The sequence below is a fragment of the Engelhardtia mirabilis genome (genome assembly GCF_007748095.1).
In the GTDB taxonomy this organism is placed as follows: Bacteria; Planctomycetota; UBA1135; order UBA1135.
This window is the reverse complement of the sequence record NZ_CP036287.1, coordinates 5,326,487-5,351,930: the sequence shown is the minus strand read 5'-3', so window position 1 is coordinate 5,351,930 and position 25,444 is coordinate 5,326,487. Positions and strand designations below refer to the sequence as shown.

20 protein-coding genes are annotated in these 25,444 nt (G+C 71.8%); 13 read left to right on the top strand and 7 right to left on the bottom strand.

Annotated features, from left to right (window positions below; all coding sequences use genetic code 11):
• Positions 1-208: 208 nt before the first annotated feature.
• Entirely contained in the window at positions 209-2,299 is a 2,091-nt protein-coding gene (locus Pla133_RS19745; protein ID WP_145068427.1) for an aldehyde ferredoxin oxidoreductase N-terminal domain-containing protein, read from the top strand.
• A 195-nt stretch (positions 2,300-2,494) separates the two neighbouring features.
• On the opposite strand, the gene Pla133_RS19740 is transcribed toward Pla133_RS19745, so the two are convergent.
• Positions 2,495-3,826, bottom strand: a complete 1,332-nt coding sequence (locus Pla133_RS19740) for a DUF1565 domain-containing protein (protein WP_145068425.1) — start codon at positions 3,824-3,826, stop codon at positions 2,495-2,497.
• A 149-nt stretch (positions 3,827-3,975) separates the two neighbouring features.
• The gene (locus Pla133_RS19735) at positions 3,976-4,701 is read right to left on the bottom strand and encodes a polyprenol monophosphomannose synthase (RefSeq protein WP_145068423.1); all 726 of its coding nucleotides are present in this window, start codon (positions 4,699-4,701) and stop codon (positions 3,976-3,978) included.
• A 122-nt stretch (positions 4,702-4,823) separates the two neighbouring features.
• Here Pla133_RS19735 and Pla133_RS19730 point away from each other — a divergent pair, with 122 nt between their 5' ends.
• The 4 genes from Pla133_RS19730 to Pla133_RS19715 all read left to right on the top strand — a co-directional run bounded on the left by Pla133_RS19730 (position 4,824) and on the right by Pla133_RS19715 (position 10,101).
• On the top strand, positions 4,824-5,912 hold the full coding sequence (locus Pla133_RS19730) for a glycosyltransferase family 9 protein (RefSeq protein ID WP_145068421.1): 1,089 nt from the start codon (positions 4,824-4,826) through the stop codon (positions 5,910-5,912).
• Positions 5,913-6,057: 145 nt separating this feature from the next.
• Positions 6,058-7,158 (top strand): radical SAM protein, encoded by a 1,101-nt coding sequence (locus Pla133_RS19725; protein ID WP_145068419.1) that lies wholly within the window; start codon positions 6,058-6,060, stop codon positions 7,156-7,158.
• Positions 7,142-8,212, top strand: a complete 1,071-nt coding sequence (locus tag Pla133_RS19720; RefSeq protein ID WP_419191752.1) for a glycosyltransferase — start codon at positions 7,142-7,144, stop codon at positions 8,210-8,212. Before Pla133_RS19725 ends, Pla133_RS19720 begins: the two co-directional genes overlap by 17 nt.
• A complete protein-coding gene (locus tag Pla133_RS19715) occupies positions 8,209-10,101 on the top strand; it encodes a glycosyltransferase family 39 protein (RefSeq protein WP_419191751.1) in 1,893 nt (630 codons plus the stop codon). Before Pla133_RS19720 ends, Pla133_RS19715 begins: the two co-directional genes overlap by 4 nt.
• Before the next feature lie 25 nt (positions 10,102-10,126).
• Here the strand turns inward: Pla133_RS19715 and Pla133_RS19710 are convergent, their stop codons facing one another.
• On the bottom strand, positions 10,127-12,112 hold the full coding sequence (locus Pla133_RS19710; RefSeq protein WP_419191750.1) for a peptidylprolyl isomerase: 1,986 nt from the start codon (positions 12,110-12,112) through the stop codon (positions 10,127-10,129).
• 301 nt (positions 12,113-12,413) lie between these two features.
• Here Pla133_RS19710 and Pla133_RS19705 point away from each other — a divergent pair, with 301 nt between their 5' ends.
• The 8 genes from Pla133_RS19705 (at position 12,414) to Pla133_RS19670 (ending at position 20,349) form a co-directional block, all read left to right on the top strand.
• Positions 12,414-12,935 carry a hypothetical protein gene (locus Pla133_RS19705; RefSeq protein ID WP_145068410.1) on the top strand — a complete coding sequence of 174 codons (522 nt, stop codon included), beginning with the start codon at positions 12,414-12,416 and terminating at the stop codon, positions 12,933-12,935.
• A 192-nt stretch (positions 12,936-13,127) separates the two neighbouring features.
• Entirely contained in the window at positions 13,128-14,120 is a 993-nt protein-coding gene (locus Pla133_RS19700) for an HAD family hydrolase (protein ID WP_145068408.1), read from the top strand.
• Positions 14,121-14,238: 118 nt separating this feature from the next.
• Positions 14,239-14,466 carry a DNA-directed RNA polymerase subunit omega gene (locus Pla133_RS19695; protein ID WP_145068406.1) on the top strand — a complete coding sequence of 76 codons (228 nt, stop codon included), beginning with the start codon at positions 14,239-14,241 and terminating at the stop codon, positions 14,464-14,466.
• A 126-nt stretch (positions 14,467-14,592) separates the two neighbouring features.
• The gene (locus tag Pla133_RS19690) at positions 14,593-16,014 is read left to right on the top strand and encodes a sulfatase (RefSeq protein ID WP_145068404.1); all 1,422 of its coding nucleotides are present in this window, start codon (positions 14,593-14,595) and stop codon (positions 16,012-16,014) included.
• Positions 16,011-17,168: a tetraacyldisaccharide 4'-kinase gene (gene lpxK, locus Pla133_RS19685; protein ID WP_145068402.1), complete on the top strand. Its 1,158-nt coding sequence runs from the start codon at positions 16,011-16,013 to the stop codon at positions 17,166-17,168. The genes Pla133_RS19690 and lpxK overlap by 4 nt, the downstream gene beginning before the upstream one ends.
• Positions 17,161-18,135, top strand: coding sequence for a lysophospholipid acyltransferase family protein (locus Pla133_RS19680; RefSeq protein ID WP_145068400.1), 975 nt, complete (start codon positions 17,161-17,163; stop codon positions 18,133-18,135). The genes lpxK and Pla133_RS19680 overlap by 8 nt, the downstream gene beginning before the upstream one ends.
• A gap of 13 nt (positions 18,136-18,148) precedes the next feature.
• Positions 18,149-19,633 (top strand): D-glycero-beta-D-manno-heptose-7-phosphate kinase, encoded by a 1,485-nt coding sequence (gene rfaE1, locus Pla133_RS19675; RefSeq protein ID WP_145068398.1) that lies wholly within the window; start codon positions 18,149-18,151, stop codon positions 19,631-19,633.
• A 68-nt stretch (positions 19,634-19,701) separates the two neighbouring features.
• Positions 19,702-20,349: a hypothetical protein gene (locus Pla133_RS19670; protein ID WP_145068396.1), complete on the top strand. Its 648-nt coding sequence runs from the start codon at positions 19,702-19,704 to the stop codon at positions 20,347-20,349.
• 75 nt (positions 20,350-20,424) lie between these two features.
• Here the strand turns inward: Pla133_RS19670 and Pla133_RS19665 are convergent, their stop codons facing one another.
• The 4 genes from Pla133_RS19665 to Pla133_RS19645 all read right to left on the bottom strand — a co-directional run bounded on the left by Pla133_RS19665 (position 20,425) and on the right by Pla133_RS19645 (position 25,333).
• On the bottom strand, positions 20,425-21,708 hold the full coding sequence (locus Pla133_RS19665) for a hypothetical protein (RefSeq protein WP_145068394.1): 1,284 nt from the start codon (positions 21,706-21,708) through the stop codon (positions 20,425-20,427).
• 117 nt (positions 21,709-21,825) lie between these two features.
• Positions 21,826-22,401 (bottom strand): hypothetical protein, encoded by a 576-nt coding sequence (locus Pla133_RS19660; RefSeq protein WP_145068391.1) that lies wholly within the window; start codon positions 22,399-22,401, stop codon positions 21,826-21,828.
• Between the two features lie 139 nt (positions 22,402-22,540).
• The gene (locus Pla133_RS19655; protein WP_419191749.1) at positions 22,541-24,514 is read right to left on the bottom strand and encodes an ATP-binding protein; all 1,974 of its coding nucleotides are present in this window, start codon (positions 24,512-24,514) and stop codon (positions 22,541-22,543) included.
• Between the two features lie 132 nt (positions 24,515-24,646).
• Positions 24,647-25,333, bottom strand: a complete 687-nt coding sequence (locus tag Pla133_RS19645) for a hypothetical protein (protein ID WP_145068385.1) — start codon at positions 25,331-25,333, stop codon at positions 24,647-24,649.
• Between the last annotated feature and the right edge of the window lie 111 nt (positions 25,334-25,444).

Sequence of the window (25,444 nt, the reverse complement as noted above, 5' to 3'; positions counted from 1 at the left end):
GAGCGGGCTGCAGCGGGGCCGAGAGGACCTGGTCGTAGCCCGGTCGTCGCCGCGTCGCCCCGATGCGGTTCCGCCGGCGGCGCCCTGTCGGCGCCTGGGCAGGGGAACGTAGGGTGGACCCGGACTACGGACAAGGATCGCCGGTGAGGCATCGAGGTTGGGAATAAGCAGTCAGGAATTCCGAGCGGCGCGGCCGCGGGTTCTACGCGTGGAGCTCGTCCAGGGCGCCGCCGGGGCGCAGGTCCGCTCCGTGCTCGAGCCTTGGTCGGACCCCGACCCGGCCTGGGACGCCGTAGGTGCCTGCGGCGGCTCGGGCCTGGCGGTGGCACTCCTGGCCCAGGCCGCCGAGCGGAATCCGGCGCCCCTGGTGATTGCGGCGGGGGACGCGGTCTCGCGCGGATTGCCCACTGCAGCCCGGGCGACCGTCGCCTCGCGCGGGCCCCTGACGGGTCGCCTGGCCGAGGGCCAGGTGGGCGGCGACCTGGGCCCGCGCCTCGCCGCCGTGGCGGATGCCCTGGTCATCAGCGGCCAGCTCGACCCCAGCGGCGAGCCCCTCGTGCTCGTGATCGAGTCCGGGGGCGGCGTCCGCCTGGAGCTGGCCGAGGAGCTGGGCGGCGCACGGCCCGCCGACGTCGCCGCGCACCTGCGCGCCCGCCTGGGGCCCTGCGCGGTGCTGCGGCTCGGTCCGGCGGGTGCGGCCCAGGTGCCCTTCGCCAGCCTGGCCTCGGGGGGTGACGAGCCCAGCTTCGTGGGCCGCGGCGGCCTGGGGGCGGCCCTCGGCGCCCTCGGCCTGGCGGCGGTGGCGGTACGCGCCGAACCGGGCGCGCCGGCGGCGGATCCGCGCGCCCTGGACCTCCTGCGGGCCCTCGGCCGCTCACCGCGTCTGGCCATGCGTGCCGGCGCGGGAACAACGGAGCTGTGGCACGCCCTGGCCGCCCGGGGCGAGCTGATCTCGGGCCCCGAGGGCGCACGGCTCGACCCCGAGGCCGGGGCGCGGTTGGTCTCCGAGGCCCGCGCGGCCGGGCTCGGACGCCACGGCTGCCGCGGCTGCCCGACGCCCTGCGGCTGGACCTTCGAGCGCAGCGGCGGCGGAACCCAACGGGCCCACTTCGGCGCGGCCCAGGCGGTGGGGCCGGCCCTGGGCCTCGAACATCTGGATGACTCCCTGCGGCTGCTCGGAGCTTGCGACGCCGTGGGCGTGGACGCCAAGGAGATGGGCGCGGCCCTGGCCCTTTGGATCCGCGCGGCCGAGCGCGGCCTGCGCCCCGGGCCGTCGGGGCGCGGGGATGTGGCGCTGCTCGAGGCCTGGATTGGCGAGACCGCCCGCTGCGAGGGCGAGGGTGCGCGCCTGGCCCAGGGCGCGGCCGCCCTGTCGCGCGAGCTCGGTCTCGAGCCCGAGTCCCCGATGGCCGGCGGCCAAGCCGTGCGCGCGGGTGTCGCGGGCGACGCGGCCCTGCTCGGGCAGTGCGTTTCCGGCGGCGGCAGCGATCCGATGCGCTCCTTCGCCTTCCTGGCGGAGGAGGCCGATCCTGAGCGCATCGCGTCGCTGGTCGGTCGCGACGATCCGACGCCCGGCGAGCTCGTCGCCTGGCACGAGGCCCTGGTCGCGGCCGTCGACGCCGTGGGTTTCTGCGCCTTCTCGACCGCGGGGCTCTTGGCCGACGGCGTGTGCGACACCGACGCGTTGGCCGAATGGATCCTGCCCCTCGCATGGCCGGCGACCGAGGGCACCTCCGGCCAGCGCTTGCTCGCCGGCGGGGCGGCGATCGTCCTCGCTCGCAGGCAACTCGATGGACGCTGGGGCGCACCGGCGGACCGCGATCGCCCGGCCGCGGCCGCGGCGAGCCTCGATCGTCCCGGCCTGCTCGACGCCTATCGGGCAGCGAGGGGGATCGGGGCGGACGGCCTGCCCCTGGACGAGGTGTGGAGCGCGGTGGGCACCTCGCGCCTGGCCGAGCCATGGAGAGTGCTCGAGCGCGCGGCGATCGACCTGGCTCCGAGCTCCGGCCTGCGCGTCGACGCCGAGAGGCCCATGGCCCGGGGCAGCCTGCATCTACGCGCGGTCGGTCCCCTGGGCGACGCCATCGGCGGCGACCTGGAGCTACAGCTCGACCTCCCCGCGAGCCCGCGCGAGCTGCTCGCAGCCCTCGTCGAAGCACGCCCCGCGGCGCGCTCCTACCTGGGCGATCCAGGCTCGGCCCTGGTGGGGCTGTGGCGTGGCGGGCGACGAATGGGTCTGAACGATCGCCTCGCGGACGGAGACCAGGTCGACCTGGTCCTGGTCATCGCGGGCGGCTGAGCGGCGTCGACCGAACCGAAGGGGGCGGCGCCGTGGAGCCACGCACCCGTCGGGGAGGCGTTCGTACGGTGCCAGGCACGAAACCGCCGCCTACGGGGATGACCATCGGCGCCGAAGGCGCCGATGGTCATCCCCGTAGGCGGCGGTTTCGTGCCTGGCACCGTACGAACGCCTCCCCGACGGGCATCGCGTCACTCAGGGCAAGATCCGCAGCTTCTTCGGCGTCGTCCCGCCCAGGCCTGTCGCCCCGATGCGGAAGCCCTGGAACCAGACGTCGAGTCCGATCAGCACGGGGTCGTTCGGGATCGGCAAGGTCAGGCCACCGAGCCCGCCCGCATCCAACACCACCGAACCCATCGCGAACTGCGGCGGTGCGAGCCAGACCAAGCCGCCCAGGGGCGCGGGCAGCACGTCCAGTCCCAGGTAGATCGCCGCGGGGTCGAAGGCATCCGCCTGCATGCGGGTCTGGATCGATCCGCCGACCTTGCCCTTGCCCAATAGATAGAGGGTCGGCGGACGGCGCTCGTCGGCGCCGGGGTCGATGTCGAGCTCCGACACGCGCGGACCGAGGTCGATGTCGAGGGTCGCGGCGAAGGCGGGCTCCCAGGCCCAGCCCGACGTCCCGACCCACTGCACCGAGGGCGGCCAAGCTACCGCGGGTCCGCCCATGTCCACGGCGGGTGATGTCACCTTCAGGTGCGCGTCGTCGTCGAAGCCGCCGGGCAGCTGCGGATCGAAGGCTTGGTTTCCGTCCTGGCCGACGAAGCTCGAGCTGTCCTCGAGCACGCAACCCTGCACCGTCGGCGCCCCGGCCCAACCGGCGATCGAGTCGTCACCGTTGCCGCGCAGGATCGAGGTGGAGAGGGTCAGGTACAGCTCCGCACCGAATCCAGGCTTGCTGGCGTTCAGGCCCTGCAGGTTGTCGGTGATCGTGCAGCCGTAGACGAGCAGCGAGCAGCTCTGGAAGTCGTTGCCGGTGACCTCCGCTTCGAGCCCCACGATGTTGCCTGTGATCACCGAGTTGGTCACCACCAAGCCGTAGTCGGTATGCAACGCATCGGTCATGCGGATGCCCACCGTGCACTGGCGCACGACGCAGCGCCGCACGTGGCGCTCCGGTCCCATGATCGTGAAGCCGGGTACGGCCGACAGGATGCCCACGTCGCCGCGCTGCACGGTGAAGTCGGTGATCAGCACGCCACGGTCCATTCGCAACAGGGTGCCGTCGCCCTCGCCGCTGATGGTGCAGAGGCTGTGGCCGGCTCCTTGCAACTCCGTGTCCTTGGGCAGTTGGATCGGGAACGACTCCCCCAGGGCGACGTTGTAGACCCCTGGCGCCACGCGGATCGTGTGCGGACCGGGCTGGGCTCCCAGGGCGGCCACGGCCTTGGTGACCGTGGCAAAGGGCGCCGTGGGGGAGCCGAGGCCCTGTTGGTCGTCGCCGGTCACGGCATCGACGAAGAGGGTGTCGGCGAACGAGGGGGCGGCCAGGGTGAGGAGGGCCGCGAGCGGGGCGATGAGTTTCATAGAGACCTCCGCAGCGCCTTGGCCGCGATAGGTCTTGACGTTACGCCCGAAATGGGGGGGGGCGCTCGGAATCCCCTCGCCGACCGTCCCTGGGGCCGACCATCCCTGCGGACCGTCTTGCCAAGGCCACGCGGAGCCGGCCCTGCCCCTCAGCGCCCGTCCCGACGCCCCGCCGGCGACGGGCGCAGCGCCGTGGCGAGAACGTGCCACGCCGCGCGGTAGATCTCGTCCTGGCTGATCTTCGACTGACCGCGCACACGGTCCTCGAAGATGATCGGCGTCTCGCCGATGCGGAAGCCGTGGCGCTGCACGCGCCAGACCATCTCTTCCAGGAAGGAGTAGCCGCTGGAGCGCACGGCGAAGGGATCGACCCGTTCGAGCACTTCGCGGCTGTAGCAGCGGTAGCCGCTGGTGCAGTCGCGCACGGGCAGGCGCAGCAGCACGCGCGTGTAGACGTTCGCGAAGCCCGACAGGAACTTGCGGTGCATGGGCCAGTTCTCGATACCGCCGCCGGGCACGTAGCGCGAGCCGATCATCATGTCGTGATCGGCCATGCCGGCCAGCAGTTGCGGCAGGTACTGGGGCTTGTGGCTGAAGTCGCAGTCCATGGTCAGGACGCGGTCGTAGCCGTGCTTCAAGCCGTGCTCGAAACCCGCCAGGTAGGCCGTGCCCAGGCCCAGCTTGCCGGCGCGCTCGAGCAGGTGCAGGCGCGGCTCGCGCTCCATCTCGCCGCGCACCAGGGCGCCGGTCCCGTCGGGGCTGGCGTCGTCAACCACCAGCACCTCGATCTCCGCCGCGGCCGCCAGGACCTCGCGCGCGAGCAGGAGCACGTTCTCCGCCTCGTTGTACGTGGGCAGGACGACGAGGGAGCGCATGGGGGGGAGGCGGGGGGACGGCCGTGGCCGCCGGAAGCCTACGGCGAGCCCGGGGTCCGCGCGAGGTTCGTGCCCACGGTCGCTGACCCTCGGGCGCGGGTGGGATAGGCTTCGCGGGCCCCATGACAGCGATCCTGATCCTCAAGACCGGCGCCCTGGGCGACGTGCTGCGCACGACGTCGATTCTCCCCGGCCTCCACCTTCGCTACCCGGGGGCCGAGGTCACCTGGGTCACCGCTCCGGCTGCCCTGGACCTGGTCCAGGGTCACCCCCAGGTGGCGCGGACCCTCAGCCTGCGTCCGGACGACGCCGATGGCGCCCGGCGCCTGGGTGTCGAGCTGGGCAGCGCCTGGGAGCGGGTGATCAGCCTCGACGACGAGCTGCCCCTGTGCGCCCTGGCCACGGTCGTGGCCGACCCGAAGGACCGCCCCGGCGTGCTCTCCGGCGCCTGGCTGCGACCCGACGGGGAGCGCGCCTACACGCCGGACGTAGGCCCCTGGTTCGATATGGGCCTGTTGTCGGTGCATGGCAAGGCGCGCGCCGACCAGCTCAAGCTCGAGAACACCGAGAGCCACGCCGCGATCTACGCGGCCATGCTCGGCATCGAGATGGGCGAGCCCGAGCTGCCCCTGGGCGCCGCCGCCGAGGCCGCCGGCCGCACCTTCGCCATGCGCCACGGGATCGACGCGAGCCGCCTGTGGATCGGCCTGAACACGGGCTCCGGTGGGCGTTGGGAGTCGAAGAAGCTCTCGGTCGAGCGCACCGTCGAGCTGGCGCGGACCCTGGACGCCGCCCATCCCGAGGGGCTCGGCTTCGTGCTCTTGGGGGGGCCCGAGGAGCGCGAGCGCAACGCAGCCATCGGCGTCGCCCTGGGCGAGGGCCTGCGCTGGGTCGACGCGGGCACCGACAACGCCCTCTTGGACTTCGCCGCGATCGTCGACCTGCTCGACCTGCTGGTCACCAGCGACAGCCTGGCCCTGCACGTGGCCGTGGCGCGGCGGGTGCCGGTGCTGGCCTTCTTCGCCCCGACCTCGGCGGCGGAGATCGAGCTCTACGGCCGCGGGGCGAAGGTCTGGAGCACCGCACCCGACTACTGCTCCTACGCCCGCGATGCGGACACCTCGACCCTGACCGTGGAGCGACTCGCGCCCCCGGCCCTGGAACTGCTCGCCAGTCGCGCCCGCTCCCGGACTCCCGGCAGCGACGCCTGAGGGCGACGGGCGGGCGTTCCGTTCCCCCAACTCCGGGCAAGGGGGCCGATCGGTCGTCCGACCGTCCCGGCACCGCTGCCAGGCGTACTGCGCCAGCCGTCGCCGCCCCGGGGGCACTGGCATCCTTCTGTTAGATTGGCCGCCGGTGAACGCCCTCCGCTACCTCCCCTTCGTCGCGCGCGGGCTTCGCCGCGACGGTCCGCCCCTGCACCTGACCCTGTTCGTCACGGGGGCCTGCAACCTGCGTTGCCGCCACTGCTTCCACTGGAAGGAAGTGGCCGAGGGGATCCAGGGGCCGTCGCTCGAGAAGATCCAGCGCCTGGCGGACTCGGCCGCGACCATGGGGCCGCTCCTGTGGGTCAGCTTCGGCGGCGGTGAGCCGTTCCTGCGGCGCGACCTGCCGGACCTGGCCGACGCCTTCGGACGCCACGGCCTGCGCCACCTGGCGATCCCGACCAACGGCCTGATCAAGCACATGGACGGCTCGATCGACGCGATCCTCGAGCGTTGCCCGCAGACCTACCTGTCGGTCTCGGTGTCCTTCGACGGACCCCCGGCGGTGCACGACGCGATCCGTCAGATCGACGGCGGCCACGCCAAGTCGATGGCGGCGGTCAAGCGCCTCAAGGAGCGCGCCGCGGACGAGCCCAACCTGGGCGTGGGCGTGATCGTGACGGTCACCGCGGAGAACCAGGACTCCCTGGCCGGTCACCTGGAGGAGCTGGTCGACGAGCTCCACCCCGACAACGTGACGATCAACCTGGCGCGGCAGACGGCCCTCGACGAGAGCCTGTTGGTGGTCGACCTGGCCCGCTACCGCGAGGTGGTCGAGACCAAGCGGCGCCTGATGGACGCCGGCAAGCTGCCCTACTTCGACTTCCCCCTGGCCAAGGTCGCGGTGGCCCGCGATCGGCTGATGTACGACCACGTGGAGCAGGTCGCCGCGGGCGGCGCCAAGCGCCACCTGCCCTGCACCGCGGGCGCTCTTTCGGCGGTGATCTTCGAGGGCGGCGAGGTGCACCCCTGCGAGGTACTCGGCAAGCCCATGGGGCAGCTCGACGACTTCGACTGGGACCTGGCGGCCCTGTGGAGAGCCCACGAGGCCAAGGAGCTGCGGCGCGAGATCATCGACACCCGCTGCGAGTGCACCTGGGAGTGCGCCCAGGCCGACAACGTGTTGTTCAACGCGCGGGCCTGGCCCAAGCTCCTGGCGCAGATGACGGTTGGTCGTGCCGAGCGTCGATGAGGCCGGTCCGGCGGCCGGCGGGCCGCGCTTCGGGGTGATCGTTCCCTGCCGCAACGAGGCGGCGGTGATCGAGCGCAAGCTGTCCAACCTGGCGTGGCTCGAGTGGCCGCGAGGCGTCGCGCCGCGCGTGCTGGTGGTCGACGACGCATCGAGCGATGCCACGGCCGAGTTGGCCCGCAGCTGCGCGGCGAAGCTCGCGCGCGAGGGGCTAGCGATCGAAGTCATCGCCAACCGCGGACCGGCGGGCAAGGCCAGCGCCGTCTCGACCGCGCTCGAGGAGCTCGCCGGCAGCGCGGACCTGGTCCTGTTGACCGACGCCGATGTCGTGCTGCGCGAAGGCGCCCCAGCGGCCTTCGCGAGGGCCTTCGACGACGGGCGGGTCGGCATGGCCAGTGGCACCCAGGAGTTCGTGCGCGACCTGGCGGCCGACGGTCGCTGCGTCGGCGCCGACGGGGCCGAGGCGCTGCCGGCGGGGGATCGGTACGACCGGATCACTGCGCTGGTGCGGCGCATCGAGTCGCGCTTCGGCCGCGTGTTCAGCGTGCATGGCCAGGCCCTGTGTTGGCGCGCCGACCTGGCGCTGCTGCCGCCGCGGGGCTTCGTGGCCGACGACATCGACCTGATGCTGCAAGTGCGCGCCGCGGGGCGCCGGGTGGTGCTGGTGGACGGGGCGCGCTTCCTCGAGCCCAAGGTCGCGGCCGGTGACGCGCGCGAGTCCCAGGTGCGCCGCCGCGCCGCCGGCTACTTCCACCTGGTTCGGCGCACCGCCCACCCCCTGCGCGGCGGCCTGCTCGATCGACTGCAGTGGTTCGCCTATCGCTGGCTGCCGGGAGCGACCCCGTGGCTCGCCGCGCTCCTGTCGGTGGCCCTGCCGGCGCTCGTCTGGGCCCGGTGGGGTGGGCCGAGCGGCTCCGCGTGCGCGCTCTTCGTCGCCCTGCTGTGGCTCTCGCCCCCCGGCCGCGGGCTGCGGCGCCTGTTGGCCGACATCGCGCGGGGGAGCCGCGAAGAGCGGGCGGGGCAAGTCAGCGACTCCTGGGAGATGGTGCGCTCGTGAGCGCTCCCGAGCCCGGTCGCGGAGCCCTGATCGGGGCCCTGGTGGTGTTCGTCGTGGGGCTGGCCCTGCGACTCGCGGTCCTGGTCCAGGTCGAGGCCCACTACCCCCTCGCCGACCGTCCGGTGATCGACGAAGCCTCCTACGAGACTTGGGCGCTCGAGATCGCCGGCGGCGACTGGATCGGCGACGAGGTCTTCTTCCAGGAACCCCTCTATCCCTATTGGATCGCCTCGGTCTACACCGTCCTGGGTCCCGAGCGCCACGGTCTGCGAGTCGTGCAGGCCCTCTCCGGCGCCCTCGTGGCGGCGGGGGTCTTCGGCCTGACGCGCAGGCTCTTCGGGCCGGCGGCGGGTTGGCTCGCGGGGCTCGGCTTCGCGGTGCACCGCGCCGGCCTGTTCATGCCGGCGCTACTGCTCAAGCCGAATCTGTTCCTGCCCTTGCTCCTGGGGCTCGCAGCGCTGCTCGCCCTGGGCCTGGCGCCCCCGCCCGTCGAGCGGCGCTCGGCCCTGCGGCGGTCCCTCGGCCTGGGTTGCCTCGCGGGGCTGGGGGCGTTGCTGCGCGGCAACATGGTGTTGCTCCTTCCGATCCTCGTCGCTTGGCCGGCGGCGGCGGTCTGGCGTCGCGACGGCGCGCGCCGCGCCCTGGCCTTGGCCGCGGCGACGGCCGTCGGCGTGCTCGCGATCCTCGGTCCGGTGGCCACGCGCAACTGGGTCGTGGGCGGCGACTTGGCCCTGACCACCAGCGGCGCCGGCACCAACCTCTACGGCGGCAACAACGCCCAGAACCCCTATGGACGCGCCACCGAGTTCGACTGGGTGCGCGGGATCCCGCAGTTCGAGGCCGCGGACTGGGCCCACGAGGCGGAGCGGCGGGTGGGGCACGAGCTCGCTCCGAGCGAGGTCTCGAGCTTCTGGCTGGGCGAGACGCTGCGTTCCATCGCCGCTGACCCGTCGCTGCACGCGCGCATCCTCTGGAACAAGCTGCGCCTGACCCTGGGCGCCTACGAGGTGCCGGACAACCACTCGCTCGACTGGGCGGCAACGTACGTGCCGCTGCTATCGCCCCTGGTGCCGGGCTATGCCCTGTGGGGCAGCCTGGGTCTGGCGGGGCTCTTGCTGTTCGTCCTCGAGCGCGGCCGCGGGGCGCGCCGCGGCGGTGGGGCGGCCCTCGCGATCCTGTACCTGCTCTATCTGGGCACGATCGTGGCGACCGTGACGAGCATGCGCGCCCGCCTGCCGTTGGTGCCACTGCTCTTGCCCTTCGCCGGCTACCTCGTCACGCGGTTCCTCGCGGCCGACCGTGACCCCAAGCGTCTGCTCGCGGCCGTGGCGATCGGAGCAGCCGCGACGTTGATCCCGGTCTTCGACGCCCACGAGTTGCAACAGGACCTCGACAAGCGCGAGTTCAACCTGGCCGTCTACTCGGTCGAGGCCGGCGAGCTCGAGCGGGCCGAATCGATCGCGACGGGCTTGGCTCGACGTTACCCGGGCACTTCGCGAGTCGAGACGCTGCTGGCGGAGCTCGAGTCGCGGCGGGCCTTCGCCTCCCTCGAGGATCCCGAGGGCGACCGCGCCCAGGCCCAGTCCCTGCTCCAGAAAGCCCTGGGTCGCCTGCGCTTGGTGGTCGAGCATCCCCAGACGAACCAGCGCGAGCGCTTTCGCGCCAACGCCTTGGCCGCTTGGATCCAGCTTCAGCTCGGCAACGGTCCCGCGGCGGCCCGACGCTTCAGCGACGCCTTGGAATTCGACCCCGCCGATGAGGCACTGCGCTTCGGCTTTGCGAACGCGCTGCACCTGGAAGGGCACGTCGACGAGGCACTCGAGCAGTTGCGACTGCTCGAGCCCACGCCGCAGGTCCTGGCGCGCATCGCCGAGCTGACGGGCCAGTGAACCGGCCAGTGGGAGAGCTCGCGCGCTACTGGCGCATCGCCGGCAGGATTTCGTAGCTCAGGTCGCGGGTCAGTTCGTTGCGGAAGGCGGCCAGGGCGACGCCGGTGGGCGGCGTCACGAGCAGCTCGGCGCGCAGGGCTTCGGCCACGGAATCGAGGGTGGTCTCCACGTACTCGGTGACTTCGAACAGGTAGAGCGTGTTCTCGACCAGCACGGGCGGGGTCACCTCACCGGGCCTCAGGCCGCCGAGGGCCGTGCGCACGATCTCGGGCCAGGCCGTGATGTCGAAGCCGCCGGGGACCATGCCGCCCAGGGCGGCGCTCTCGGAGTCCTCGCTGTACTGGCGGGCGAGCGCGCCGAAGTCTTCGCCGTCCTCCACCCGCAGGCCCAGCTCGACCAGTTCGTCGTAGTCGGGCCGCGCTGCCTCGAGAATCCGCATGTTGTAGGTCCGTTCAGGTTCGTCTTCGAGGCGCTCGGGCATCTCGAAGGACTTCGCGATCAGGCGCGCGGCGACCGAGATCCCGTCGATGCCATAGCGGTTGGCCCACAAGTCGCGGACCTCCTGGTCGGTGACCACCCGATCCTTCAGCCACAGCTTCTCGGCCAGGACCGTGATCTCCGCGCGCTCGCGGGCGCCGCGGGTCCAGCTCTCGACGGTGCGGCCGCTGCGGTCGAGTACCTGCAGCCACTTGTCCTCGTTGCCGTCGTGGCCGAGCTTGACGATGCGCTCGCGATCCTCACGGATCTGGGCCTGGATCTCGGCCTCGGTCAGGACAATTCCGGCTTCGGCGGCGCGGTGCTCGATCAGTCGCTCTTCGGCGAAGCGCCGACTGACGGTCTCGCCGTTCTGCAGGCGCAGCCAGCGGGCGAAGTTGTGCAGGTCGACTGCTTCGCCGTCGATCAACACGGCCGCGGCGCTGCGATCGGAGAAATCGTCCTGGGCCAGGGCGTCGCCGACTTCGATCGTCGTCGAATCGGCCAGGGCGACCACCACGTCGTTGATCTCGTCACTCTCCGGTCCGGCCAAGACCAGGGCTTGGTGCAGCTGCTCCCGCACGGACTCGAGGGGGGTCACGCTGCGCGAGACGACCTCGAACAGCCACAGGCCACCACGCCCCTGCAGCGGCTCCGAGACCGGGCCCACCGGCAGTGACAGGAGCGCGTCGGTCGTGGCGTTCGGCCAACCGAGCGGGTCGAAGGGGCCGTCGAAGAGACCGCCGCGCGACGCCGTGTCCTCGTCGTCGCTGAGTTGCTTGGCCAGGAAGGCCAGGGTCTCGCCGCCGGCGATGCGAGCTCGCAGGCCCTCGAGTTCCGTCCGGGCCTGGAGCGTGCGCTCCTCGACCATGGCGTTGCGTTCCCCGACCGTGAGGCCCGTGCGAGTCGACACGAGTTGCACCCCGCGCTTGAGTCCGCGCACACCGAGGCGCGTGCCCTGTGGGCCGTACTGCAGCTCCCAATCGCGCACGATCTTCGCTTCCGGCACCACCCGATCGATGTTGGCCAGGGCCCGGGCCTGCTCGCGCGACCGCACGTCGAGCATCTGCTGGGCCACGTAGCCCGCCTCGGTCCGGTCGTTGACGGCCAACTCCGCGATCCAACCGGCCCGGTCACCGCCGAAGACGTTGTCGACGCGGACCTGGATCTCGGCCTGGACGATCGCGTTGACGGAGGCGTCGTCGATCGTGATCCCCGCCCGCTCCGCCGCCCACTCGATGGCGACGGCGAGGGCGAAGGTCGACGCGAAGGTCTCCCCGCGGTTGTCGAGCATCCAGTTCTCGAAGGTGACCTGGGAAATGGGCTCCCCGTTGATCAGCAGCACGGGATCCTGCGAGCCCTCGGTGTGCTGCCGATCGGCCAGCCTCGAGGTCGCGGCGGCCGGCGCGGCAGCGGCTGAGCCCTCCTGCCCGCTCGCCGGGGCGCAGAGCGCCCCCGAGCCGAGGAGAAGGCCGAAGGCGAGGGTGGCGAGGAGGGTGCGATGGACGCGGTTCGAGGGGGAGTTTGTGCTGCTCATGTCCGTGGGGTGCTGTGGGCCGGCGGATCCTACGGCCCGCCGGACCGGATGTTGAGGAGCGCTGGGGAGTCCGGGGACGTCGCCGAGTGGCGTCATGCCCACGTCACGAGGGCCGGGCTTGGGACGGTTCCTTCCCGATTTCGACCTGGTGGCGGAGAAAGGGGAACGAATCTGGACCAAACCGCCACCAAGTAAACGTAGTGCCAGGGTCGGGTACGACCTAGGTCAGTCAGGTCGGCCCTTCCGTCCTCTCCGAGGGTCCTCCCACCGAGGTCCCCTCCGCGGACACCCTGCCTCGAACATGGAAGCCAGCCACAGCTTGCAGCCTCAACCGCCTCTTGACGCTCCGGTCGAGTCGCCCAAGACCCCGCCGTCGGACTCTTCCCGGGCCGGGTCCGGTCTCGACGCGGCGGCGCCGGTCTTCCCGGTGGAGCCCGTGCGCGTGCACTCCCTGCGGGTCGTTCGACGGCGATGCCTGTTCGTCGCGGTCAGTGGCGATCCCAATCTGGTGGCACCCCTGCCGCGGCTGTTCGCCTCCGAGATCCCCGATCTGGAGCTGATTTTCGAGGACCACGGCGGGACGCCGGACGTCGTTTGGATCTGTGGAGCCGGTCCGGACGAGTTCGATCGGGTCCGCGCGGTGCGTGCGCTGTACAAGGATTCGACGCTGGTCGTCACCGGCCGGGACCTTCAGGTCGATCAAGCGGACTTGATCGGAGCCGGCGCGGACCGCGTGCTGGGCTGGCCGTCACCGGTAAGCGATCTGCGTGACGCCCTGAGCCACGCCGCCTTTCGCCGGGCGGACTCTTCCTTCGAGCGCTGAAGCTCCGGGCCTTCGAGCGCTGAAGCTCCGGGCTTTCGAGCGTTAGAACTCCGGGCTTTCGAGCGTTAGAACTCCGGGCCCTCGAATGTTGAAGCTCCGGCCGGATCGCTCCTCTCAGGTGCCGGCACCGTAGGCGCCGGGGGGCGACTGCCCCCATCGGGTCCGGCGAGTGCGAGCGGGTTGGTGCATCCCTTGACGATTCAATCCGGGCAGGACGGCCAGTCTCCGCCGAACGGCCTGGCGGCCGCGGGACCGGCGTTCGACCTGGTCATCTTCGATCTGGACGGCACGCTGATCAGCGCTCCGCGGGGCGGTGGGCGCCACGTGCGCGTGCCGGGCTCCGGCGAGACCCTGGCTGTGCTGCGCGATTCGGGCGCGCGCCTGGCCCTGGCCAGTCTCTGCGGCCGGGGATTCCTCGCCGACGGCATGGAGCGTCTCGGACTGTCCGCGGAGGTCGACGCCGGCCGCTGCCTCGACAGTCCCGGCTGCTCCGACAAGGCGATGATGGTCGCGGACCTGCTGCTCGAGTTCGACACGCGCTCCGCTGTCGTGATCGGCGACACCCGCGGCGACGGTGCCGCCGCCTGGGCCAACGGCCTGCCCTTCGTGCACTTCGTGGGCACTGGGGCGGACCCCGCCTCGGTCCCCGGGTCCGACGCGACCATCGATCGACTGGTCGATCTGCCCCGGGTCCTCGATCGGCGGCCGCGCCGGCTGCGCGAGCTGTGGATCGAGCTCGACCGGCCCTCCGGACTGGCACTGGTGGGCCCCGCCGGAAGCGGCGCAGGGCTGGTGGCCCGCGACCTGGCTCGAGCCCTCGCCGCCGTGGGGGTTGCCGCGACGACTGCGCCCCGTCAGGCCCTGGGCGGGGAGGCCGATGAAGTGGCCGAACGCCGGGTCCTCGAGGACCTGCTCGAGATCGACGCCCTGGTCATCACCCACGGCCCGGCCGCCGCGGATGGCTGGCCGTCGGACTGCCTCGAAGCGGTCCTGGAGGCCACGGCGCCGCAGGCCCTGCGCGAGGTACGGGTTCGGTCGGCGGTGCTCGGTGGCGCGGCGGGCCAGGAGGCTGCCCTGGAGCGGTCGAGCCTGGAGGCCGAGCACGTGGCCCGGGTCTTGGCGGCAAGTCCGCCGATCCGGCGTCTGGGCACGGGTTCGCCCCTGGACCTGCCTGACCGCCGTTGACTCCCGCAGTCGGCCGACAGGGCAGTTCCTGCGCTCGTCCGGCCTTGACGGGGATCACCCAGGGGGCCTAACTTGACCGGTTCGCGCTAGCGCCCCAGACCCTCAGATAAGGCCTCCGATGCCCGGAACCATCTCCCACGACAGCACCCTGCCCCAGCGACTCCAGAAGTCCGTCTCGGGCTCCTTCCACAAGACCGCGCTTTTGCAGAAGCGCGTCCGTGAGCTGATCAAGGGCGCTGCACCGCTGATCGAGACGCGCGAGCGCAACCCGATCAAGGTCGCCTTCCTCGAGATGGAGCGCGGCTTGATCGAGCTCATCCCCGAGGAAGAGCGCCCGCTGATCTGAGCCGCGGGTCCCGGGCCGGTGGGGAGTTCGACTCCCCGCCGCTCCCGACACGGCTCGGCCAGCGCCGGCCTGCCCGCGCGCAAGACGGCCCGGCCTGCCCGCGCGCACGAAGGCACTGCTGTTCCAATGCGATTCGCCGCCCCCGTAGCCCTGGCACTCGTCGCCGGCTGCGGGGGCGCTGCAATTGCGCCGCCCCCCTCCGTCGCCCTGTGGGTCGAGGTCGACACCCTGCGCGCCGACGCCCTGGGCTGCTACGGCAGCAGCGTGCGCGGCATCGCGGCCGACGGCTCGCCGCTGCAGCCGTCACCGGCCATCGACGCCATCGCCCGCGAGGGGCTCTTGTTCGAGCGTTGCTACTCGGCCGCGCCCTGGACGATCCCCAGCCTGGTGACGCAGCTCACCGGGCGCTGGCCCTTCGACCACGGGGCGACGGAGCTGCTCGCGCCCCTCGACCAGGAGCTCGTGACGGTGCCCGAGGTCTTGCAGCGGGCCGGTTGGCGCACGGTGGGGGTGACGACCAACTTCGTGGCCACCGGTCGCCTGGGCTTCGGCCAGGGCTTCGACCAATTCGACGACGCCCTGGCCCTGGGCCACGAGGGCAGCACGGGCGAGTTGGCGGCCGAACGGCTGTTGTCGGAGATCGACGACGCGCGCGCGGCGGCGCCGGACGCGCCCCTGTTCGGCTTCGCGCTCTTGTTCGAGCCGCACTTCCGCTACGAGCGCCACGCGGGGCTCGTCTTCGGCGCGCGGTACGACGGGACGCTGACCGGTCAGGAGGACTTGGCCGAGCTGCGTCGGCGCCTGGTCGGCGGTGAAGACGCGTTGACGGAGGCCGACATCGCTCACCTCGAGGCCTTGTACCAGGGCGAAGTGGCCGCCGCGGACCGGGCGGTGGCCACGCTGCGCGCCGGGCTCGAAGAGCGCGGGCTCTGGGACGAAGCCTTGATCCTGTTCACCGCGGACCACGGCGAGGAGCTCGGCCGACGGGGCTGGATCGGCCACACGGTGAATCTGCGCGACGACCTCGTGCACGTGCCGCTCGTGGTCAAGGCGCCGGCGGCTTGGGGTGAGGCGCGCCGCGGCGAACGGGAAGCCGCGCCGGTCTCCCAGGTCGACCTCGGTCGCAGCCTGCTCGATTGGCTGGGCGTCGGCGCGGCCGCGCGGCCCGAGCACCTGGGCCCGCACCACAGCTTCGCGCCGCTGCTCTTCGGTCGTTCGATCGAGGTGCGTCGATACCTGTTCCTGCACACGCGCTTCGAGCCGGTCCTCAGCGCCTCCGCGCCCAAGCGCGCCCACCTCTTCGGCGTCATCGACGGCGAGACCCTCGACAAGTGGACCGTCGATCACCTGAACGAGGGCGGCGCGCCGCGCGGCGCGTTGGTCAACCTCGCCAGCGATCCCGATGAGCTCGACGACCTCGCGGACGAGGGGCGCCTGCCCGCGGACAGGCTGCGCTTGGCGCGGTTGCGCGGACTTGTGGCCTCGCCCCTGGGCGGACTCGACGGCGCCGAGCGCCTGCCCGTGGACGACGGACCGGTGGAGCGATGAGCGCCGGTCACCGAAGCGATCGCGGCCGTCGGCGCCCGGAGGAGCTGCTCGCGCGGCGCGGCGGCAGCGTCGAGTTGCTGCGCGTTCCCGCGGCCCTGTTCGGCGCGGTGTCCGGCGCGCGCTCGCGGCTCTACGACCTGCGCCTCTTGCCGATCAGCCGGCTGGACGTGCCCGTGGTCTGCGTCGGCAACCTGACCGCGGGCGGCACCGGCAAGACGCCCCTGGTGATCTGGCTCGCGCGCTGGTTCGCGGCGCGGGGTTGGCGGCCGGGGGTCCTGTCCCGCGGTTACGGCTCGCAGGCGCTGGATCGGTCCCTGGGCGCAGCGTCGACGCCGGGCGCCCCCCGCGGTGACGAGGCGCGCCTGCTCGCCCGTACACTCCCCGGCGTGCCCATGGTCCAGAACGCCGATCGCGTGGCCGGGGGTCGCGAGCTCGAACGCGCCGGCGTCGACGTGATCCTGATGGACGACGGCTTCCAGCACCGCCGCCTGCACCGCGAGCGCGACATCGTGCTGGTCGACGCCACGCGGCCCTGGGGCCTGCCGCCCGCGGGCGGCGAGGCCGTGCGCGCACTCCTGCCGCGGGGCCTGTTGCGCGAGTCGCCCTCGGCCCTGGCGCGCGCGGACGCGATCGTCGTCACCCGCTGCGACCAGGTCGAGCAGGAGCGCCTGCGCGCCCTGGTGGCGGAGTTGGCCGAGTTCGCGCCGGGCGTCCCGCTGGTGACCAGCAGCCACCGCGTCACGGGCCTGCGCGATGGAGCCGGTGGCTTCTGGCCCCTGTCGCGCCTCGCCGGTCGTCAGGTCGACCTGGTCAGCGCGATCGGCAACCCCGACGCCTTCGAGCAGACCATCGAGCGCCTCGGCGCGCGGGTGCGGGAGCACCGTCGCTTCGTCGATCACCACGCCTACACCGCCGCGGACCTGATCGGTCTGGGCGCTGCGGACAAGCTCGATCCCGAGGCGCCGCCGGTGCCGGTGGTCACGACTTCGAAGGACGCGGTCAAGCTCGAGACCCTGCTGCCCGGGGCCCTGGCGGTGGAGATCGAGTTCGAGCCGCAAAGTGGCGAGGCCGCCTTCGAGGCCGTACTCGAGGCCATCCGGCCCGGGCGCGCCCGACTCCAGCGCCAGTCGCTGCACGAGGGGTTGCATGGTTGAGGTCAGCGAGACCGAGCCCGCCGACGCGGACGCCGCGGCGGGTGCGGCGGCCTTCGAAGACGCCCACGGTCCCGACGACAGCGTCGGGGCGTTCCTCGTCTACCTCCTGTTCCGGGCGGCGATTGCGGTGCTGTCGCGCCTGCCGTGGAAGCTGTGCGACCTGGCCGTCAGCGCCGTCGCCGCCCTGGCACACCGTTTCGACAAGCGTCACACCCGCGCCGCGCGCGAGTTCCTGACCACGGCCCTGGGCGAGCTGTCCGAGGACGAGCTCGAGCGCCGCGTGCGCGAGTCCTACCGGCACTTCTTCCGGGTCGTGCTCGAGAGCCAGCGCTTCCTGCTGCGGGTCGAGCGCGGGCACGTGCTGGAGCACTTCGACCTGGTCTGGTTCGAGGGCGCGCGCGAAGCCCTCGGCGGCGAGTCCGGCGCGGTCATCGTCGGCTGCCACCTGGGCAACTGGGAGGTGGCCATCATGGGCGTCCAGGCCCTGGGCCTGGGCGACTTCTGGGGCATCGCCAAGCCGGTCAAGAACCGCTTCATCTCACGCTACATCTACCGCTCGCGCCTGGAGCGCGGGGTCCACATCCTGCCGCGCCGCGGGGCCATGGCGCAGGCGCCGGCGATCGTCGAGGGCGGCGACATCCTGGGCATGCTCCTGGACCAGCGCGCGCGGGTGAAGCCGGTGCTCGCGCCCTTCTTCGGGCGGCCGGCCCGCTGCGATCGCTCGGTGGGGGTGCTCTTGCGCCGTCTGGGCGCGCCGGTGGTCTTCGCGGCCTGCTATCGCATTCCCGAGCGGCCCTTGCACTATCGCCTCGAGCTGGGCCCGATCCTGCGCCCCGAGGACGTGGCCGGTCAGCGCCCGGAGGCCATCTCGGCCCGGATCAACTCAGAGCTCGAGCGTAAGATCCTCGCCGCTCCCGAGCAGTACTTCTGGCTCCACGACCGCTATCGCGACGCCCCGCCGGCCTGATCGGCTCCCCCCCATGGCTCCGACGCCCACTTCATCCCAACTGGTCACCCGACTGGACTCCCTCGGCACGCCGCGCGTGCTGATCGTCGGCGACCTGATCCTCGACCGCTACGTGACCGGCGAGGTCACGCGCATCTCGCCCGAGGCCGCGATCCCGATCCTGGCGGTCGGGCACGAGGACGATCGGTTGGGCGGCGCCGGCAACGTGGCCGCCAACTTGCGCGCGATGGAGGCCCAGGTCGAGATCCTCGGGGTGGTGGGGGACGACGGCCTCGGGCGCCACTGCGTGGAGCTGTTCAGCGCCATCGGCATCGACGCCACCGGCTGCGTCGTGGACCCTGGCCGGCCGACGACGATCAAGACGCGCCTGGTCTCGGGCGTGCAGCAGATGCTGCGCGTGGACTGGGAGAGCTCGGCGCCGGTCGAAGGTCGCGTCGAGGCGGAGCTGTTGTCCCAGCTCGAGGCGCGCATCGGCCGCGCCGACGCCGTGATCCTCTCCGACTACGGCAAGGGCGTCCTGACCGCGCCCGTGATCGAGGCCGCCATCGCCGCCTGCCGCGCCGCCGGCAAGCCGGTGTTGGTCGACCCCAAGGGCTCGGACTACGCGCGCTACAAGGGCGCGACCCTGCTGACGCCCAACCGCAAGGAGGCCGAGCAGGCCCTGGGCCGCAAGCTGTCGTCCCTCGAGGCCGTGCCGGAGGCCGCCGCCGAGCTGCAGCGCATCGCCCAGCTCGACATGTCGGTCATCACCCTCGGCGGCGACGGCATCTTCTTCGTCGACCAGGACGGCCAGGCCGGCCGCATCCCGACCCTGGCCCGCGCCGTGTTCGACGTCACCGGCGCCGGCGACACGGTCATCTCCCACCTGGCCCTGGGCCTGGCCGCCGGCTGGAGCCTGGGTGAAGCGGTGCTGCTCGCCAACCACGCCGCCGGCATCGTCGTCGGCCGCCGCGGCGCCGCGTCGGTCACCCGCAACGAGGTGCGCGCGGCCCTGGGCGAGTCGTCCCCCTCGCGCGGCAAGATCCTCGAGCCCGGCGAGGTCGCCGCCGTGATCGCCGAATGGCGCGCCGAGGGCAAGACCATCGCCTTCACCAACGGCTGCTTCGACGTCCTGCACGCCGGCCACGTGCAGTACCTGCGCTTTGCCCGCTCCAAGGGCGACCGCTTGATCGTCGGCGTCAACGACGACGACTCGGTGCGCCGCCTGAAGGGCGAAACCCGCCCCGTCAACAAGATCGCCGACCGCCTGGAGGTCCTCTCCGCCCTCGAGATGGTCGACGCCGTGGTGGCGTTCGGCGAGGACACGCCCAAAGAGATCATCGAGCGCATCACGCCCCACGCCCTGGTCAAGGGCGAGGACTGGGCCGACAAGGGCGTCGTCGGCCGCGAGTGGGTCGAACAGCACGGCGGCCAGGTGCACCTCGCGCCGCTGCTCGCGGGGCGCTCGACGACGAGCATCCTGGAGCGGGCGAAGAGTGGGGAAGCGGCGGGGCACTGAGAGCCCGCGCGACGAAGATCGCCCTGGCTCGGATCCCATCGATCGAGGGGAGTCACTAGCCTCGCGGTGTGGACGGGCAAATTTCCGAGCAAGCCGCGGCCGCAGACTTGGCCCTCTACCCGGGTCCCGGACCCGACGGGCGCCTCGCGCTGCGCCTCGTGCATGGGGTCGCGCTGGTCTACATCGCCTGGCTCGCGGTGGCCTTCTCCTTGGTCGCGGCCGACCGCGGTGATTCGGCCCAGCACCTCGAGCCGCACGTCGGGGCGGTCCTCGTCGGGACGTTTGCTCTGGTGCTGGTCTTCACCCGCCGGGAGTGGCTGTCGCGGATGGAAGGTCGGCTCGAGTCGTCCGCGGCGAGCTCGCCGAATGGGGTCTTTCCGGTCGTGCTGGTGCTGGCCTCGATCGTCCCGGCCGAAGCCCCCGCGGGGCTCCACGCGCTGCTGCAGGTGGTGATGATCGCCACGGGCCTCGCCTACTTCCTGCCGATTTGGTCCGCGGATTCGGCCAAGCGGGCCGCCCGCCCGCTCCTCTGGCTCGCGGCGGTTTCCGAGGGTCTGCTCGTGATCGGATTCGCACTGGCAGGCGAGCCGACCGAGCTTCGCGGGTCCACCATCTACGGGGCGATTGTCGTCTGGGTCTACACAGCCCTCGGCTGGCTGATGCCACGCGGCTCGCGCTGGTGGTGGTGGCGAGAGCCGAGCGCCGGCCGAGTCTGATCCTGGCGTCAGGCCCGACGGGACCCGCCGGGGCGCGAAGCCGAGCCGGTTCGTCGTCGCGCCGCGCGCGGTCGATCACTCCATCCAGGTGTCGAGCGGGCGCGGGTCGTCGGTGCCCTCGTAGAGCAGCTTGTTGCAGGTTCGGCAGGTGACCTGCTGCGGGTCGCGGGTCGCGTAGTCGGAGTCGGCGCCGCAGCGGGTGCCGCCGGTGGGGGTCAGGTGGTGCAGGACGCCCAGGGGAGTGTCGGTGCCAGGGGCTGTCTGGCCGCGCTTGCCGGGACCCAGGAACAACAGGGCCAGGAGGCAGAGCACTCCGGCCACGATCAAGGGGATCAGGGCGGAACTCGCCGGCACCTGCCAACCGGTGAGTAAGGCCATGGCGGCCAAGAGGGCCGTGGCGCTGATCAGGGGCCAGTAGAGGACGTGCAGCTCCGACAGGACCTTGCCGCCGGTCACGCCGCCGAGCACGACGGCGAGGATCGCGAGGTAGGCGATCGCGTGGAAGGACTCGATGTAGACGATCGGGGCGGAACCGAGCTGCAGCCGCAGGACCGCGTGGGACACGACGACGATCAGCAGCAGGGCCGCGCCGCACGCGATGGCCGCGCCGGCGCCAGGGCGTTGGGCGCCCTTGCCGCTGCCGGCCAGGATCAGGGCGAAGAGCAGGGCGAGCACGGCGACGAGCGGGACGAGCTCGCGCAGCATCGGCGTCCAGGCGACGCGCTGCAGGGGGATCAGCAGGTTCGACGAGGCGGGGGCTTCCCCCTCGATCGACGGCTCGAAGCGGGGCTCGCCGAAGCGCCAGCCGAGGGGCGGCGTGGCTTGGATCTCGGGGACCTCTGCGAAGCGGACGTCCAACTGGCCGCCGATCGCCTGCAGTCGAAGGGCGTCGATGCGATCGAAGGGGTAGACCCGCCGATCGCGCGGCGATGGGTACTCGACCTCGAAGGTCCAGCTCCAGACCTCGGTCCAGTCCTCCGAGGTCTCGAACTCATCGGGACTCGGATCCTGGGCTGTGCTCCCATCCGACGACTCCCACCACTGACTATCGGAGGTCACCCCGGGGGAAGTACCCGCGGAGTCGGGGAAGAAGATCCAACGCGACTGGCCCTGGAGCTGCGCGCGCAGTGAGGCGTCGTAGCGCGCGGTGACCCTGCCCGTCGCGCGCAGGTTGCCCGCGTCGCCGACCTGGACCGCGTGCAGCTCGACCGAGGCCGGGACCAGGATCGGCTGGGGCCCGTCGGAGGCCGCGGGCACCTGGGGGCGATCGGCCATGGCACTCAGCCAGACCGTCGCGAGCGCCGCTACGAAGAGCACGCTGGCCAGGGTGGAGAGGAAACTCTTGGTCCCGTTCTTCAATGAATCGGCTCGCCCGTGGGAACCCGGCTGCGGCCGGATTGGTGTCGCGTCGATCGGGCGCCGAGGCATCCGACCCCGACGCGCCAGTCCGTCTGAACCAGACCCCTCGACGTCCCTTCAGGTCGAACGGCCGGGGCGGTCGACGGCCTTGTCGTAGTCGGTCTTGGCCTGGGCCAGGGCGTCTTCCTTGGCGTCGTAGGCGGTGGCGAGGTTGATGTCGGCCTTCTTGCGATCGGCGTTGGCTTGGGACGCGGCGATGGTGGCCGCGCCCTCGGCGTCGCGCAGCGCCTGCTTGGCCGCCTGCAGGGCCGCGGGCGCACCGTCGAAGAGGGCCTGGGCGTCTTCCAGGTTCTTCTTCTTCTTGGCCGCCTTGGCGGTGGCGGCGTCGAGCACCTTCTGGGCCTCGATCACGTCCTTCTGGGCCTGGGCGTCGTCCTTCGTCGCCGCGTCGAGCTTCGGTGCCGCGTTGTCGAGGGCTTGCTTGGCCGAGTCCACGGCAGCCTTGGCGGCGGTCAGGGTCTTCTGGGCACCCTCGACGTTCTGCTCGAGGGTGGCGAGGGCCTTGTCGTGGTCGACCTTGGCCTTCTCGAACTCCAGCTCGGCGTCCGCGATGGCGGCGTCGCGGGTAGCTTCGAGGACCGAGACCGGACCGGCCACGGCGGGGGACGCTTGGGGGGTGCTCGTGTTGGACATGGTTCTCGGTCCTCTTCGCTCGCGCGGGAATCGGTTCAACCGCGATCGACGATCGCGCGGGTCACGGTATTGCGGCTGGATGCTCCACCGGTGGAAAGATGCAGTCCACTAGCAATCCCAGCGCGTCGGGCGTTTCGCATCAACGCGCTTCGTCGCTGTGGATGGCGAGGTGCTTGCCCTGCTTGGCCAGCTCGAGTCGGACGGCTCGCAACACCTGGGGCATGCCCACCGCGCACTGAGCTTCCGCAGCCAGGCTCGCCGCGACAAGGGCGGCGTTGCGGATCGATCCGCCCGTCAATTCGATCTCCGCCAGGCGGTCGTGGTCGAGGTCGGCGATCGGAACGCGGTCGGGGAAGACTCGCTGCCAGAGGGCGAGTCGCTGGCGCACACCGGGGGTCGGGAAGGCGACCACGAAGCGCACCCGTCGCAGGAAGGCCTCGTCGATGTTGCTGCGGTGGTTCGTGGTCAGGATCGCGAGGCCGGAGTAGGACTCGAGCCGTTGCAGCAGGTAGCTGACCTCGATGTTCGCGTAGCGGTCGTGGGCCGAGGAGACCTCGCTGCGCTTGCCGAACAGGGCGTCGGCCTCGTCGAAGAGCAGCACCGAGCCGCCCGCCTCGGCCGCGTCGAAGAGCTTGGAGAGGTGCTTCTCCGTCTCGCCGATGTACTTGCTCACGACGCTCGAGAGATCGACCCGGAAGAGCGGCAGTCGGAGCTCCCAGGCCAGGCCCTCGGCGGCCAGGGTCTTGCCCGTGCCGCTCGGGCCCGAGAACAGCACCGCGATGCCGCCGCCGCGGCTGTCCGGCGGCTGCATGCCCCAGCGGACGTCCACCACCGCGCGCTGTCGCGACTGAGCGACGATCGAGTCGAGCACCTCGCGCTGGGCGGGCGGCAGGACGAGATCGCGGAACCCGTCGCGGGCCGGGACGCGCTCCGCCAGGCCGTCGAGTTGGGGCGTGGCGACCTCGATACAGGCCTGCCAGAGCTCGGCGGGCTCAGGCGGTAGCTCTTCGTCGCTGGCGTCGAACCAGGCGTCACAGGCCGTCTCGACCTGTTGGGGGTCGAGCCGGAACTGGACCACCAATCGGTCGAGCAGCGGCTCCAGGTCGTCGGCCCTGGCTCCTAGGCACTGGCGCCAGTGCTCCAACCGGTCTTGATGGCTGCGCGGGGGCAGGCTCACGGCGCGCAGGCCGGGGAGGTCGATTCGGATCGGCTCGGGTGAGGCGATCAGGGCGATCGGCAGGCGAGGATCGATGCAGTGGGCCACGGCGTCCAGACCTCCGCGGCCCGCCGCCCGATCCACGAGGAACAGAGGCACGAGCGCTCCCAGGCTCACGTCGCGCGCGAGCAACACGCGCAGCTCGTCGAGTTCCTCGCGTCGCGTGGGCAGGTCGGCGGCACGGAACAGCCGCACGGGGATGCCCATCGCCTGACCGATGGTCGATCCGGCCGCGAGGGTCAGCCAGTTGTCGCCCACCAGCTGCACGGGACCCGGTCCGGACGGGCGCCGGAGCAGGCGGGCGACGACCTCGCCGGCATGGTCGGGAATCGGGAGCGGGGTCGGGGTCGGGGTCGGGGCCGGGGTCGGGGCCGGGGTCGACAGGCGCGTGATCTCGATCGACGCCGAGGGTGCGCCCTTGAGAAAGTGCAGCACAGGCTCGGCGATGCGGATCGCCGAGTTGATCAGGGAACCGGAGGCGTCGACATCGATCAGCCGAAAGGCTCGCAGCGGAGACGCAGGGGTGCTGGCCGACCAATGGGCGTCGGGCAACAGCGCCATCGCGTTGCCCAGGGTCGGCCCGACACCGGTCCCCAGCCAAGGGCTCAGCTTGCCGCGATCGAGCTCCCAGCCGGCGCACAGGAGGACCACCGACAATTCGAACGGGGAGAGGTCGAAGACCTCGCCGAGCACGTCCGCATGGGGCGGCGAGGCCATGCTGGCGGCGGTGTCCTCGGCGGCGGCGAGGGCCTGCTCGTGCCGCTCCCGGCTGGCCTCGGTGGCAGCACCCCCCTGGCTGGCCGACTCCACCGCCAGGAAGGTGGCGCTGAGCAGTTGCCCCAGGTGGCGCCGGTTGGCGTCCTGCCAGCTGTCGTTCGGGCTACCGGTGGAATCCACGGAGGTCGTTCTTACTTGCCAGTGTTCTTCGCTGTCAGCCCCGAGCAGATCGCGACCGAGTGCCAGAATCCGCCGCCTCGCAGGCATCCGTGCTCCGAATGCCGCTGTGCCGAACTCAGAGGTCTTCCGAGTTCAGCTCGCCGCCCGACGCAACTCCCACAACAGGCCCGTTCCGTTGCCGTCGCCGCGAAAGCGCAGCAGGGGCAGCCGCTGATTGCGATTGAGGCACATGATCGCCGATTGAAGGCGACGCTTGGGCTCGATCGAGGGCAGGGGCGGAAGGGGATCGAGGATGTGCTCGGGCCAACCCTCCTCGGCGAAACAGCTCAGGATCCGTTCCTGGTTCTTCGCCGGCACGCGGAAGTGCTTGATCACTCGTCCGTCGAGCTGGAGCAGTCGGCTGGACGGGTTCCATTCGGGTTTCGCGGCGCGCGACCGAGCGGCACTCACGAGGGGGACATCGACCAACTGGGGAGCGCGCGCGTGAGCTTCGACCAAGCTGGAGCCGAACTCGGTGACCACGAAGCAGCTTCGATCGCCCAGGCGAATGCCACCCGAGTGTTCGAAGCTTCGGTCGACCTGGCCGGATTCGGAAGTCTCCAGGGCCGTCGCGACCAGGCCCTTGCAGATCAACCAGCGCAGCTCGCACTCGGTCAAGCCGATGGCGCGCAGTCGCTCGATCTCGACCGCGAAGTCCCACTCGTCGTGGTTCGTGCCGCGTGCATAGTCCCTCGCGCGAGCGAGCATCTTCACGCCCTGCTCGACGGTCTCGGAGACCTCTTCCGGGAGCTCTTTCAGCCAGAGTCGAAGCTCTTGCATTCCTCTTCCTCCATCGATGCGATCGCAGGGCGATCATTTGTCGGCGGCGCTCAATGACTTCAGGCGGTGAGCGAGGGTACCTGCACTCAGTCGATCTGCACAGGCATTGCG

What these genes read in the sequence shown, in the direction of transcription:
- Pla133_RS19740 (WP_145068425.1), bottom strand. Translation starts at nt 3,826, where the DNA reads ATGAAACTCATCGCCCCGCTCGCGGCCCTCCTCACCCTGGCCGCCCCC.
- Pla133_RS19735 (WP_145068423.1), bottom strand. Translation starts at nt 4,701, where the DNA reads ATGCGCTCCCTCGTCGTCCTGCCCACGTACAACGAGGCGGAGAACGTG.
- Pla133_RS19730 (WP_145068421.1), top strand. Translation starts at nt 4,824, where the DNA reads ATGACAGCGATCCTGATCCTCAAGACCGGCGCCCTGGGCGACGTGCTG.
- Pla133_RS19710 (WP_419191750.1), bottom strand. Translation starts at nt 12,112, where the DNA reads ATGAGCAGCACAAACTCCCCCTCGAACCGCGTCCATCGCACCCTCCTC.
- Pla133_RS19705 (WP_145068410.1), top strand. Translation starts at nt 12,414, where the DNA reads ATGGAAGCCAGCCACAGCTTGCAGCCTCAACCGCCTCTTGACGCTCCG.
- Pla133_RS19695 (WP_145068406.1), top strand. Translation starts at nt 14,239, where the DNA reads ATGCCCGGAACCATCTCCCACGACAGCACCCTGCCCCAGCGACTCCAG.
- Pla133_RS19690 (WP_145068404.1), top strand. Translation starts at nt 14,593, where the DNA reads ATGCGATTCGCCGCCCCCGTAGCCCTGGCACTCGTCGCCGGCTGCGGG.
- lpxK (WP_145068402.1), top strand. Translation starts at nt 16,011, where the DNA reads ATGAGCGCCGGTCACCGAAGCGATCGCGGCCGTCGGCGCCCGGAGGAG.
- Pla133_RS19680 (WP_145068400.1), top strand. Translation starts at nt 17,161, where the DNA reads ATGGTTGAGGTCAGCGAGACCGAGCCCGCCGACGCGGACGCCGCGGCG.
- rfaE1 (WP_145068398.1), top strand. Translation starts at nt 18,149, where the DNA reads ATGGCTCCGACGCCCACTTCATCCCAACTGGTCACCCGACTGGACTCC.
- Pla133_RS19660 (WP_145068391.1), bottom strand. Translation starts at nt 22,401, where the DNA reads ATGTCCAACACGAGCACCCCCCAAGCGTCCCCCGCCGTGGCCGGTCCG.
- Pla133_RS19645 (WP_145068385.1), bottom strand. Translation starts at nt 25,333, where the DNA reads ATGCAAGAGCTTCGACTCTGGCTGAAAGAGCTCCCGGAAGAGGTCTCC.